Annotated in this window: 9 protein-coding genes, 2 tRNA genes and 1 pseudogene; 10 read left to right on the top strand and 2 right to left on the bottom strand. The window is 33.5% G+C overall.

Annotation, left to right across the window (positions count from 1 at the left end; genetic code table 11):
• The first annotated feature begins 77 nt into the window (after positions 1-77).
• The 7 genes from GQR95_RS02355 to GQR95_RS02325 all read left to right on the top strand — a co-directional run bounded on the left by GQR95_RS02355 (position 78) and on the right by GQR95_RS02325 (position 4889).
• A complete protein-coding gene (locus GQR95_RS02355) occupies positions 78-1148 on the top strand; it encodes an anhydro-N-acetylmuramic acid kinase (RefSeq protein ID WP_159021624.1) in 1071 nt (356 codons plus the stop codon).
• A 194-nt stretch (positions 1149-1342) separates the two neighbouring features.
• Positions 1343-2044 carry a MotA/TolQ/ExbB proton channel family protein gene (locus GQR95_RS02350; RefSeq protein WP_159021623.1) on the top strand — a complete coding sequence of 234 codons (702 nt, stop codon included), beginning with the start codon at positions 1343-1345 and terminating at the stop codon, positions 2042-2044.
• A 1-nt stretch (position 2045) separates the two neighbouring features.
• Positions 2046-2438: a biopolymer transporter ExbD gene (locus GQR95_RS02345; RefSeq protein ID WP_159021622.1), complete on the top strand. Its 393-nt coding sequence runs from the start codon at positions 2046-2048 to the stop codon at positions 2436-2438.
• Between the two features lie 5 nt (positions 2439-2443).
• Complete coding sequence (locus tag GQR95_RS02340) at positions 2444-3328, top strand: energy transducer TonB (RefSeq protein ID WP_159021621.1); 885 nt, start codon at positions 2444-2446, stop codon at positions 3326-3328.
• Positions 3329-3333: 5 nt separating this feature from the next.
• A complete protein-coding gene (locus GQR95_RS02335) occupies positions 3334-4551 on the top strand; it encodes a folylpolyglutamate synthase/dihydrofolate synthase family protein (RefSeq protein WP_159021620.1) in 1218 nt (405 codons plus the stop codon).
• 65 nt (positions 4552-4616) lie between these two features.
• A tRNA-Val gene (locus GQR95_RS02330) sits at positions 4617-4691 on the top strand.
• Between the two features lie 123 nt (positions 4692-4814).
• A tRNA-Val gene (locus GQR95_RS02325) sits at positions 4815-4889 on the top strand.
• Between the two features lie 58 nt (positions 4890-4947).
• Here the strand turns inward: GQR95_RS02325 and murF are convergent.
• The gene (murF, locus tag GQR95_RS02320) at positions 4948-6231 is read right to left on the bottom strand and encodes a UDP-N-acetylmuramoyl-tripeptide--D-alanyl-D-alanine ligase (protein WP_159021619.1); all 1284 of its coding nucleotides are present in this window, start codon (positions 6229-6231) and stop codon (positions 4948-4950) included.
• 69 nt (positions 6232-6300) lie between these two features.
• The gene (gene gldJ, locus GQR95_RS02315; RefSeq protein WP_199269633.1) at positions 6301-7974 is read right to left on the bottom strand and encodes a gliding motility lipoprotein GldJ; all 1674 of its coding nucleotides are present in this window, start codon (positions 7972-7974) and stop codon (positions 6301-6303) included.
• A gap of 264 nt (positions 7975-8238) precedes the next feature.
• Between gldJ and porU the strand changes: the two genes are divergently transcribed.
• From porU to cdd, 3 genes and pseudogenes are all read left to right on the top strand, one after another.
• Complete coding sequence (porU, locus tag GQR95_RS02310; protein WP_159021617.1) at positions 8239-12123, top strand: type IX secretion system sortase PorU; 3885 nt, start codon at positions 8239-8241, stop codon at positions 12121-12123.
• A 33-nt stretch (positions 12124-12156) separates the two neighbouring features.
• A complete protein-coding gene (porV, locus tag GQR95_RS02305) occupies positions 12157-13395 on the top strand; it encodes a type IX secretion system outer membrane channel protein PorV (RefSeq protein ID WP_159021616.1) in 1239 nt (412 codons plus the stop codon).
• Between the two features lie 109 nt (positions 13396-13504).
• Positions 13505-13989: pseudogene (gene cdd / locus GQR95_RS02300) on the top strand (cytidine deaminase).
• Positions 13990-13998 lie beyond the last annotated feature (9 nt).

Here is a 13998-nt window from a genome sequence, read left to right as displayed (position 1 = left end):
TTTATTTGTTAATATGATTTCTAAAATATGTATTATTTTTAATAATTACTCAATTAAAGCTATTTAAATTTTAAAATATGATAAAAGACGAGCTTAAGGTTATTGGTGTTATGTCAGGAACATCTTTAGATGGGATAGATATTATTTATGCACATTTTAAATATTCAAATGTTTGGAGTTTTTCTATTGAAGAGGCAGAAACAATTCCATACACCTCTAAATGGTTAGATTGTTTAAGGCATTTAGTAACATATTCTAAAAAAGAATTAAAAGCAATAGATAATGATTACACGGTTTATTTAGCAAACTTAATTCAGGAATTTATTGCAAAGCATAATATTACAGATTTGGATGCTATTTGTTCACATGGTCATACTGCATTACACGATCCAGAACAAGGCTTTACATACCAAATAGGAAATTTGCCTAAACTTGCCGAAATTTTACAAAAAGATGTGGTTTGCGATTTTAGAATGCAAGATGTTGCATTAGGAGGGCAGGGAGCACCTTTGGTTCCTATTGGAGATGCTTTGTTGTTTTCTGATTATGATTATTGTTTAAACTTGGGCGGATTTGCAAATGTATCTACAGAAATTAAAGGAGAGCGTATTGCTTTCGATGTTTGTCCGGTTAATATTGTACTAAATCATTATGTTCAATCTTTAGGTTTTAATTATGATGATGGCGGACAGTTGGCTGCAACAGGGAGAATTAATCCAGAATTACTTCATCAATTAAATGCATTACCTTTTTATAAAGCAGATTATCCTAAATCTTTAGGATTAGAATGGGTTGTACAACATATTTTTCCTTTAATAAATGCCCAAAAATTAGAGGTTCACGATGTGTTAAGAACCTTTGTAGAGCATATTGCTATACAGATAGCGAAAATTTTACCAGTTTCTAAACCAGCATCTTTATTAATAACAGGAGGCGGTGCTTATAATTCATTTTTAATAGAGCGTTTAAAAACATTATCTATTTGCGATATTATAATCCCTAACGATGCTGTTGTAGAGTATAAAGAAGCATTAATATTTGGATTACTAGGAATATTAAAATTAAGAGGAGAAGTTAATTGTTTAAAAAGCGTTACTGGAGCAAGTAAAAACCATTCTACAGGCGTAATTTATTCGTATTCAAAATAATGATATAATTAGTTTTTTCAGGTGTTTAGTTTTTTATATTTGTTATCAGATTGAATGATTAAATATATCTGGATAAATTTTAAATAGAAATGGTATTAGGTTTAACTATTTTTATACAAATAAGAACCTACTTTAGATATACTTAAAATAGAGAATACACGTTAATAATTATTTAGTAAACTATTTAAACACTTATGTTATACGCCCTTTTTCAAGACCCTACAGCGGGAGTAGAAGTCTTAACAGACGAAGAACCTGTTAAAAAAACACTTTCAATAATTGAGTTAATTAGCAGCGGAGGACTTGCTGGTCAGATTATTATTGGTATTTTATTTATTCTTTTAGTTGCTGCCCTTTATATTTATTTTGAGCGCTTATTTGCAATTAAAGCAGCCTCTCATATCGATGCTAATTTCATGAATCAAATTAAAGATCACGTTAGTGAAGGTAAGATAGATTCTGCTCAATTATTATGCTCACAACAAGATACACCTGTTTCTAGATTAATTGGAAAAGGAATTTCTAGAATAGGAAAACCTTTAGAAGATATAAATACGGCTATTGAGAATGCCGCGAGACTAGAGGTTTATGGTTTAGAAAAGAATGTTAGTGTTTTAGCGACCATTTCTGGAGCAGCACCTATGATTGGTTTCTTGGGAACTGTAATCGGGATGATTCTTTCTATTTTCGAAATTGCCAATTCTGGAGGACAAATAGATATTAAATTATTAGCAGACGGACTTTATACAGCAATGACTACTACTGTTGCTGGATTAATTGTTGGTATTGTAGCCTATATTACTTACAACCATTTGGTTGTTAAGACAGATAAAGTTGTGTATCAAATGGAATCTAATTCATTAGAGTTTTTAGATCACTTAAACGAGCCTATTTAATATGAATATTAGAGGAAGAAATAAAGTAACTCCAGAATTCAATATGTCTTCTATGACAGATATTGTATTCTTACTACTTATCTTTTTTATGTTGGCTTCAACTTTGGTTACTACAAGTGCGATAGATGTTTTGCTTCCAAAAGCAAGTGGTAAAACAGAAAATAAACAAACCATAGCTGTTAGTATAAAAAAAGATTTAACATATTATATCGATCAAAAACGTGTAGGAGAAAGCGTTTTAGAAAGCGAAATAAAAAATGCATTAGCTAACGAAACTAATCCAACTATTGTTTTAAGAGCAGAACAATCTGTACCTGTAGAACATGTAGTAAAGGTTATGGATATAGCAAATAGAAATAAATTTAAAGTGATTTTGGCAGTAAGACCAAATTAATTAATATGAAATATCTTCAAACAAAACATGAACGCAATTCTGCAAAAATTACACTATTAATTAGTGTGATTATATTGTTATTAATGTTTGTTGTTGGTCCTCCTTATATGGATCCGCCAGAGGAATATGGTGTTGCTGTAAATTTTGGAACTACCGATTTTGGAAGCGGAAATGTGCAACCTAATGAACCTATTAAATCGGAACCTGTTAATGTAAATAAAGTTCCAGAAGAGGTTACAGAACCAGAGCCTGTAAAACCGGCACCAGCAGAAGCTTCTCAAGTAAAAGAAAATGTCCTAACAGAAGATAATTCTGAAGCGGTAGCAATAAAAAAGCAAAAGGCTGCTGAAGCTAAAGCAAAGCAAGATGCCGAAAATAAGGCAAAAGCAGAGGCCGATGCTAAAGCTAAGGCTGAAGCCGAACGAGTAGCTAAAGAGCAACGTGAAAAAGAAGAAAAGAAAAAGAAATTAGATGCCTTAATGGGAGGTATTAATAAATCTGAAGGAACAGCAACAGGTAGTGAAGGCGACGATAATAAAGTTGGAGATAAAGGGCAATTAGATGGAAACCCCTATGCTGCAAGTTATTTTGGAGGCTCAGGATCGGGTAGTGGTGGCGTTGGTTATGGTTTAAACGGACGAGGAAAAGCATCATTTAATACTGTAAAACAAAATTGTAACGAATCCGGTTTAGTTGTGGTTCGTATAGAAGTTAATAAACAAGGCCAAGTTATTAAGGCAGAACCTGGAGTTAAAGGCACAGAAAATAATAGTCCGTGTTTATTAGAACCAGCAAAAAAAATAGCCATGTCTCATAAATGGCGCCCAGATGCTAATGCTCCGGCTAGGCAAATAGGTTTTGTTACTATCGATTTTAGTTTAGGTCAATAAATATTATGACATATCAAGACACTGTACAGTGGATGTTTTCTCAGCTTCCTATGTACCAAAGACAAGGGCAATCGGCATTTAAAAAAGACCTTAATAATACAATTGTATTAGCCAAACATTTAAACCATCCAGAAAACACGTTTAAATCTATTCATGTCGCAGGAACTAATGGAAAAGGTTCTACGAGCCACATGTTAGCTTCTGTTTTGCAAGAAGCAGGTTATAAGGTTGGTTTGTATACATCTCCTCATTTAAAAGATTTTCGAGAGCGTATTCGTATTAATGGCTCTGAGATTTCAGAAGATTTTGTAGTTAAATTTATAGCCTTAAATAAACCCTTTTTTCAAGAACACGATTTATCTTTTTTTGAGATGACAGTAGGCTTGGCTTTCGATTATTTTAAAGCGGAACAAGTAGATATTGCTGTTATTGAAGTTGGGTTAGGAGGGCGTTTAGATTCTACAAATATTATTACACCAGAACTTTCTGTAATTACAAACATAGGTCTAGATCATACACAGTTTCTAGGAACAACTTTATCTGAAATTGCAGGAGAAAAAGGAGGTATTATAAAAGCTAATATTCCTGTTGTTATAGGGGAAACACAATTAGAAACCCAAGATGTTTTTAAAACAATAGCAGAAAAAAAACACGCAAAAATAGTATTTGCAGATCAAATAATCTCTGATATATATGAGAGTGACTTAAAAGGGATATATCAAATAAAGAATATAAAAACAGTATTACAATCTATTAAAGAATTACAACTGTTAGGATATAATATCTCTGAAAATCATATTAAAACAGGGCTTTTAAACGTGATGGAAAACACAGGTTTAAAAGGGCGTTGGCAAGTATTACATGAATTACCAAAAGTTGTTTGTGATACAGGGCATAATAAAGAAGGTTTATCTGAAGTTGTTAAGCAGTTACAATTAGAATCTTTTGAAGCGTTGCATATTGTTTTTGGTGTTGTAAATGATAAAGATGTTTCATCTATTTTACCGTTATTACCCAAAAATGCGACATATTATTTCTGTAAACCGGATGTGCCAAGAGGTATGTCTGCAACTGTTTTACAGTCTTATTTTTTACAATCAGGCTTTAAAGGAGACGTTTATGGCTCTGTAAATGAAGCGTATAAAAAGGCATTGCAAGTAGCTAAGCAAAACGATTTTATTTATATAGGAGGAAGTACTTTTGTTGTTGCTGAAATAATTTAAAAAAAAATACGTAAAAAGTTTTTGTAGTATTAAAAACAGACGTATATTTGCAATCCAATTGAAAAGGGCGCATAGCTCAGTTGGTTCAGAGCACTTGGTTTACACCCAAGGGGTCGGGGGTTCGAATCCCTCTGCGCCCACAAAGCTTCTCAAATAAAGAAGCTTTTTTTATGGTTTTTTAAGTCCTTATTCGATTAAAAATAAAACACACTTTTTTAGTGTTAATTTAAAAAACTAGTTTATATTTGCAGCCTATTAAATTAGGGCGCATAGCTCAGTTGGTTCAGAGCACTTGGTTTACACCCAAGGGGTCGGGGGTTCGAATCCCTCTGCGCCCACAAGCAAATAAAAAAGCTTCTCAGAATATGAGAAGCTTTTTTCATTTATAAACATTACTTAAATCAAGTCTAGAATACGTTCTAGTTTCATCCCTCGAGATGCTTTTATTAATAGCGTAGCGTTTGTTATATTTAAATCCTTTAGTACTGCTTTAAAGGATTCAAAAGTGTCCAAAGATGTAATCTTATTGGATGTGCTTTTTGTTGCTTTAAATAGGTTTCCTATTACGTATACTTTATCGATATCTAAAGACAAAGCAAGATCAATAATGTTTTGATGTTCTTTTTGTGCTTCATGCCCCAGTTCAAACATGTCTCCAATAATTGCTATTTTATTATTGTCTTTTAATAAGTGAAAACTCTCTAGTGCAGCTTTCATGCTTGTTGGGTTTGCGTTGTAGGCGTCTAATATAATTTTATTACTGCCTTTTGTAATGATTTGAGAACGGTTGTTTGTTGGAGTGTAGCTTTCAATAGCCATTTTAATGTCTGTATTGTTTACTTCAAAATAGGTTCCAATAGCAATTGCAGCTGAAATATTTGTGAAATTATACGCGCCAATCAACTGACTTTTTATTTGTTGATTGTGATATTCTGATACCACAAAAGGATTAGCTTCTTTTAGGTTTATAATAGTTTTTGCCTCTACAGATTTATCTCCAAAAGCAATTGTCTTTATGTCTGAAGTTAATTCTATTTGTTTTGTGTCTTTTGCATTTATAAAGGCTAAGCCTTTTGTTTTTTTAAGGAATGTATATAATTCTGATTTTCCTTTAATAACGCCTTCAGTGCTTCCAAAACCTTCTAAATGTGCTTTTCCAAAGTTTGTGATGTATCCAAAATTAGGTTTAGCAATCTCACATAAAAATTCAATCTCTTTTAAGTGATTTGCACCCATTTCAACAATACCAATTTCAGTATTAGTATTCATTGAAAGTAGTGTAAGTGGTACGCCAATGTGGTTATTTAAATTTCCTATTGTTGCTTTGGTAGTGTATTTCTTAGATAAAACAGCGTTAATTAACTCTTTGGTTGTTGTTTTACCGTTACTACCTGTTAGTCCAATTATGGGTATGTTTAAATAATCTCGGTGATATGCTGCAAGACTTTGAAGTGTTTCTAAAACATCTTTAACAACAAATGTTTTATGTTCTATATGGTATTCTGGATCGTCTATTATGGCATATTTTGCCCCTGCTTGTAATGCTTTTTCTGCAAATAAATTTCCGTTGAAATTATCTCCCTTTAAAGCAAAAAAAATGTCGTTTTCTTTAACAGATCTGGTGTCTGTACAAACGGTATTACAGTTTAAGTATAGGCTGTGTAAGTCTGATGTTTTCATAATATAAATGTATAAAAAAAGTCCTAACGCAAGGTTAGGACTTTTTTATTATTATAATAAATGTTTTTACTAATGTCTCATTTTAGCACTAGACTTTGTTTTAGATCCAACTCTAGACATTGCACATCTAAACCCGATGTAGTCTGTTGCCATATCTTGAGGGAAATAACGTCTTTGTGCTGGGTCTAACCAGTATTCTCTATCTTTCCAAGAACCACCTTTGTATACACGAACTTCGTCGCTAATCATAGATGTTTTGTTGTTAGATTTGTCGTATTCTCTAATGATTTTACCAGAAGAATCTCTAGTGATTGTGTTCTTAGGAGAGTGGTACATTTTTTCTGTTTGCTCATCCTCAGATTCATCTTCATCAAAACTATCAGCATAGTAACGAGAAGAACGTTTATCTCCATCTCTAAAGTCACGGTTGTCACTAGCATCAAAATTAGATCTTAAGTAAGTTTCATTTTCATCAATAGGTACTTGAAGAATATCTCCAGGTAAGTTTCTAGCGACTACTCTACCATTACTTAATGTATCGTAAACAATATCATCTGTAGTTACAATTTTAACTGTACCATCTTCGTTAATTGCGTTTTTAGTATAAACGTTACCACGGTAGTAGTTAAAGTCGTTAAAATCATCATCTACAATAGGACGATATACATCGGCAACCCATTCTGCAACGTTTCCAGCCATATCGTAAAGACCGAAATCGTTTGGTCTGTAAGATTTTACTTTAGCGGTAATATCTGCGTTATCATCAGACCATCCTGCGATTCCACCGTAATCACCTTTTCCTTGTTTAAAGTTTGCCATTTGGTCTCCTAAAGATCTACGTTTTTCAGAACGTGTATATTTACCATCCCAAGGGTATTTTTTTCTACCTCTGTAAGCATTGTATTCTCTTAATTCAGACATACCAAGAGCAGCGTATTCCCATTCTGTTTCTGTAGGTAATCTGTAAGCAGGAGATAATATACCTGTTTCACGAGTTGCGTAAATGTTGGTTTCATTACCATCAGCATCTGTTCTTACAGCGCCTTTTCTTCCTGTCTTTTTAATTTCTTCATTACCAGCAAATGTTTGCTCTGGAGCATTAATATATGCATCTGTACTGAAGTTTGAAGAAGCCGTTACTTCTGAGCGTAAAGCCTTTTTGTCTAAATAACCAGCTTCTGCAAGGTTATGTTCGTTAACACGGTCTGTTCTCCATTTAGCGAATTCAGTAGCCTGAATCCAGCTAACTCCTACTACAGGATAATCTGCATATGCTGGGTGACGTAAGTAATTGTCTGTCATTACTTCGTTAAAACCTAAACGGTTTCTCCAAACTAATGTATCTGGAAGCGCTCCATTATAAATCGCTCTAAATCCATCTTCTGATGGTGGGAAAATACGTTTTATGTAATCTAAATATTCAAGATACATGATGTTTGTTACTTCCGTTTCATCCATGTAAAATGATTGAACGTGTTGCTGAGTTGGTGTATTATTCCAGTCATGCATAACATCATCTTGAACTTGACCTTTTGTATAGGTCCCTCCTTCAATAAAGACTAAGCCTGGAGCGGTTTCTTGTTCTTTATATTGTGTGTTGTATTGGAAACCTCCTTCTTTTGAATTAATTTCCCATCCTGTGGCCTTCGAACTATTCGAACTTGAATTTTTACAGCTAATAGCGGCTAAAGCGATTGTTACTACTAACAGCCCCTTTACGGTTACTATGTTTTTCATATCCATACTTTTAAGTAAGCAAATGTTATTTTTTGGAGTCGCAATATAAGAATTTAACCTTACACTGCAAGCAATTTTGACTAATTTGAGTGAAAAAATATGTATTTCGTCCTATTTTTTATTCATTATACCGATGATTTGTGCATTTTTACTCGTGTTTTTGTGTCTGTAATAACGTTTAAACTCATGAAATATTATTGTACTTTTGGCTATATTTTTAAAATAATTAAGGTTTTATACTAATATCTTGTGCTAAACGTTATTAAAATAATGAAAAAAACAGCTGTACTTCTTCTAATGTTAGTCTCAATTGTAGGCTATTCTCAGCAAAAACAATTTCAATTAGACTGGGATGGGTATACTACAATTTCTACAGGAAGTTTTTCTGTTCAGGTGCCGAGTTTTAATCCGGATAACTTTGATTATAGTGTAGAAGATGGATTAAAATTTGTTTCTAAGTGGGAATTAAGTTCATCTTTTAATGAAAGTTCGGCGAGATTAGAGAATGTTACCTATACGTCAATCTCTAAAACGGAATTAAAAGGTTTAGATGTTTCAACTATTCCTAATGCATTACAATTTGAACTTCATAAATCAATTGCACGTTATAAATCTTATGGGTTTTTAGAAGTTTCTCCTATTATAAAGGATGGCAAAAATTCATATAAAAAAATCACTTCATTTAATTTAGTTTATAATTCTTCAGCGACAAGCAGAAGTAGTTTAGAGTATTCTTCTACTCCAAGTGTGTCTAGTTCTGTATTAAAAAGCGGAGAATGGTTTCAGTTTTATGTCGATACCACAGGCGTTTATAAATTGTCTAAATCGTTTTTACAACAATTAGGAGTTAGTGTAAATAGTATTAATCCTAAACAGCTTAAAATTTATGGTAACGGTGGGGCAATGATTCCTTATGAAAATTCTGAAACGCAATATTTTGATGTCACTGAAAATGCTATAAAAGTAATTGGAGAAGACGATGGTTCTTTTGACGACGACGATTATATTTTGTTTTATGCCATTGGTCCGAATGCGTATAATGAGGAAAGTAATACCAATATAAATAGTTATACTACTAAAACGTCTTATTTTTTAAAAACCGATGGTGTTGAAGGGAAACGAATACAGTCTTTTCAGAGCTCTAGTAATACCGCAGATTACGTTGTAAATACACATCAGACTTATTTGTTCCATGAAACAGACGATTATAATCTTGCTCAAGTTGGGAGACGTTGGTTTGGAGATCGCTTTGATGTTACGTTGCAAAAATCATTTTCGTTCGAAGTTCCTGATTTGGTAACTTCAGAAGAAATAACCTTTAAAGCGTATGTGGCGTCTACCTCAGAAAGTACTTCTAGTTTTCAGGTCGCTATTAATGGTGCTTCGGTAGGAACATTAAGTATTAATGGTGCAAGTGATCCAACACTAGCGAACGAGTCGTCTATGAACAAATCTGTGGCTGTGAGTAGTGACGATATTACAGTGAGTTTAACTTATAATAAGCAATCAAACCCAAGTGCCTTAGGGTATTTAGATTATATTTCTATAGAAGCGACTCGGGCTTTAACGTTTTATGGAGAACAGTTTGGGTTTTATAATACAGAGGTGGCTTTACGTAGTGGTTATGTAGAATATCAGTTAGCAAATGCAGCGAGTATTTCCGAAATTTGGAATGTTACAGATCCGTTTTCGGTTGCATCACTTTCAAATTCAGAATCAGCATCTACATTAAGTTTTGTTAGACAGTCCGGACGTTTAGAAACATTTGTAGCGGTTACAGCATCAGATTATTATTCTCCAACGAAAGCATCAAATTCGAGAATTGAAAATCAAGATTTAAAAGGAACTGTTTTTTTAGATGACGATGGTCAATTTTTAGATGTAGATTATATTATTGTAGCGCCTTCAAGTTTTTATGCACAAGCAGTACGATTAGCAGAAATTGATAAAGCACAATATGGGCTTAATGTTAAGGTAGCAACTTTAGATGCTATATATAATGAGTTTAGTACAGGAAATCAAGATATTTCTGCCATACGTAATTTTGTAAAATATGTTTACGATAATGCAAGCACATCAGATAAAGCTGTAAAATATTTATGTATGTTCGGAGATAGTTCTTACGATTATAAAGGCCGATTATCTACAAACTCTAATTATGTCCCGTCATGGCATGAGTATAATAGTTTTAGTTTAACGAGCTCTTATGTGTCTGACGATTTTTATGGTATGATGGATGCTAATGAAGGAAGTATGAGTACTTCAGATCAATTAGATTTAGCTTTAGGGCGTGTTTTGGCAGACGATGTCTCTCAGGCTAAAGAAATGGTAGATAAGATTGAGCGCTATTACCAAGAAGGTGCTTACGGAAGCTGGAGAAATACAGTTGTTATGGTGTCTGATGATGTAGATGATTCTTGGGAATATATTTTAGAAGAAACCACAGATGAAATTGCCGACGAAATTTCTGAGCAAAAACCATTTATAAACATAACTAAAATTCATTCAGATGCTTATAATCAGGAATCGTCTTCTGGAGGAGATCGTTATCCAGAGGTAAAAGAAGCCATGATTAATGCCATGCAAAATGGTGCATTATTAGTTAATTATTTTGGGCATGGAGGAGAAGATGGTTTAGCTGCCGAGCGTATTTTTATGGCTACAGATGCTGCAGATTTATCTAACGAGTATAAAATGAATTGCTTTATCACGGTAACATGTGAGTTTACACGTTTCGATAATCCGTTACGCGAAACAGCAGGAGAGGTTACTTATTGGAATGCAGAAGGTGGCGCTGTAGGTTTGTTAACTACTACGCGCGAGATATTTGTTAGTGTTGGTATTTCTTTTAATACCATTTTAAGTGAATATTTATTTTCCTACAACACAGAAGATAGTTATAGTGATGATGAATATCCGTCTATGGCAGAGGCTTTGCGTTTAACTAAAACAAATTCGGCAATATCTAATTCTAGTCAAAGGCATTTGGTCTTTTTTATTGGAGATCCAGCAATGAAACTGGCTATTCCAGAACCAAATATTAAACTTACAAAAGTTAACGGAAAATCAATTACGGGAGAAATAGATCAGTTAAAAGCTTTAGACAAGGTTAGTTTTTCTGGAGAAGTTACAGATACAGCAGGGAATTTATTAACAGATTATAATGGTATTTTATCGTCAACAGTTTACGATAAAGATATTAGCAGAACCACATTGGGTAATGATGGTACTGTGGTTGGGGACGATGTCTATATAATGGATTATACAACGTTAGGAGAAATTATTTTTAGAGGTCAAGCCTCTGTTGTTGCTGGACAATTTAGTTTCGATTTTGTAGTGCCTAAAGATATTGGTGTACCTGTTGGTGCTGGTCGTGTTAGTTTTTATGCAAAAACAGACGAAACATTAGAAGATCAAGCAGGGGCAGGTGTAAATGTTATTCAAGTAGGAGGGATTAATGAAGATGCGGAAGAAGATGATATTGGACCGGTAATTAACTTATATATGAATGACGAAAGTTTTGTGTCTGGAGGAATTACTAACGAATCGCCTTCTTTATTAGTGAAACTTGAAGACGAAAATGGGATTAATACATCAAGTGGAATAGGTCATGATTTAGTTGCTATTATAGATGGTGATGAGGTGAATCCTTATGTCTTAAATGATTATTATCAGACAGATGTAGATGATTATCAAAACGGAGTTGCCACATATCCGTTTAGAGATCTAGAGACAGGTTTGCACACGTTAACCGTTAAGGCTTGGGATGTGTATAATAACTCGTCTACTGCAGAAATTCAGTTTATGGTTTATAATGAAAATGAAAGTTTGGTGATTACAAATGTGCTTAATTATCCTAATCCGTTTGTTAATTACACAGAATTTTGGTTTAACCACAATAGTTCGGGTACTTTAGACGTTTCTATACAAATCTTTACCGTCTCCGGGAAATTGGTAAGAACACTAAATGGACAAACAAATACTGCAGATTGTTGTAGTAGTGGGAATTCATCATTGTCTAGAGATATTGTTTGGGACGGAAGAGATGATTTTGGTGATAAAATAGGAAAGGGCGTTTATGTGTATAAGCTTAAAGTCCGTTCAGAATCTCTCAATAAAACAGTTGAAAAAATTGAGAAACTTGTAATCCTATAATAAACATATATATTTGTAACATAAATTAACTAAATGAAAACAATATTTTTAGCAATACTTTTTGTTTTAGTCGCTTCTAATTTACAAGCGCAAACAACAATTATTCCGAACGATCAAGACTCTAGGGTTATTACAACAGGAATGCCATTTTTACTTATCGCTTCAGATGCTAGAGCAGGAGCTATGGGGGACATGGGGGTTGCGACCTCTGTAGATGGATTTTCTCAACAATGGAATCCTTCAAAATATGCGTTTTCCGAAACAAAACAAGGGGTAGCTATTAGTTATACGCCCTATTTAAGTACGTTAGTAAACGACATCTTTTTAGGAGGTGTTACTTATTTTAATCGTATAAATGAAAGAAGTGCTGTAGCAGCAAGTTTTAGATATTTTTCTTTAGGTGATATTGAATTTACTGAAGATGAATTTTCAGAGCCATTAATACAGCGTCCATACGAGTTAGCTATGGATTTATCTTATTCATTAAGACTTAGTGATCAGTTTTCTATGGCCGTTGCTGGACGATATATTCGATCAGATTTAAGATTAAATACAGGGACAGGTGATGCTTCTGCAGCGAGTACTTTTGGAGTGGATGTTGCAGGGTTTTATCAAAGTGAAGAAGAAGCGTATAACGATTTTAATGGACGTTGGAGAGCGGGTTTTGCAATTCAAAATATTGGACCAAAATTTAAGTATGATGAAGATGGTGCAGAAAACTTTCAGCCAACAACATTACGTTTAGGAGGAGGTTTCGATTTTATATTAGATGAGTATAATACTATATCTGTAACAGGAGAGGTTACTAAATTATTAGTGCCAACACCTCCAATTTATGGAACAGAATATGAGTATAGCGATGAAAATGGAAACGGAGAGTATGATGAAGGTATAGATCTTATTGGCGATGAAGTTGCTAGTGATGTGATCTATCAAGGGCAAGATAATGATGTGGATTTTTTACAAGGTATGTTTCAGTCGTTTGGGGATGCACCAGGAGGATTTAAAGAAGAAATGCAAGAGTTTACATGGGCGTTGGGAGCAGAGTATATGTATCAAGACTCTTTTGGCTTTAGAGCAGGGTATTTCCATGAAGCTGAAGAAAAGGGTGCAAGACAGTTTTTTGCTTTAGGAGCAGGCTTTAAATACAATGTTATTAATATGGATTTATCATATTTGTTTTCAACATCAAAAATACAAAGTCCTTTAGAAAATACGTTACGTTTTTCTTTAACGTTTAATTTAGGAACAGGAACATATACAGAGTACTAAAAAAAAGTATTTTTAAATATAAATTATAAAAACTATTGCCTTTTTGGCAATAGTTTTTTGTTTTAAATAGTTTTATATCTTTAGAAACAACAATTTAAGATTTTTTTTAATGAAGAAAATAAAAATAGACTCAGAATTTGAGGTTTACGAGTCTTTAAGCGAGACGCCTAGTCAAGTTTCAGAATTAATGGAACACGCCGTTAAAGCACGTCTAAGAGCTTATGCGCCCTATTCTAAGTTTTTAGTTGGCGCTGCAATTTTGTTAGATAATGGAGAAATCATTACAGGTAACAATCAAGAGAACGCTTGTTACCCTTCTGGCTTATGTGCAGAACGTACAGCAATTTATTATGCGGGATCTAAATATCCAGATGCAAAAAAATAGTACTTATGGCACTAGTTGCAGGGTCTACAAAACATAAAACAACAACACCAGTACCGCCGTGTGGTGCATGTAGACAGGCAATAGCAGAATATGAAGTAAAACAAGATTTGCCTATAGATATTTATTTTATGGGAGAGTCAGGAGAGGTAATTAGGTCTAAATCGTTAGCTAATTTATTACCGTTTGTTTTCGAAAAGGCGATAATATAAAAAAAATAT

The sequence above is a fragment of the Formosa sp. L2A11 genome (assembly GCF_009796865.1).
Taxonomy (GTDB): Bacteria; Bacteroidota; Bacteroidia; order Flavobacteriales; family Flavobacteriaceae; genus Formosa.
The sequence above is the reverse complement of the archived record's forward strand: the minus strand, read 5'-3'. Positions and strand labels throughout refer to the sequence as shown.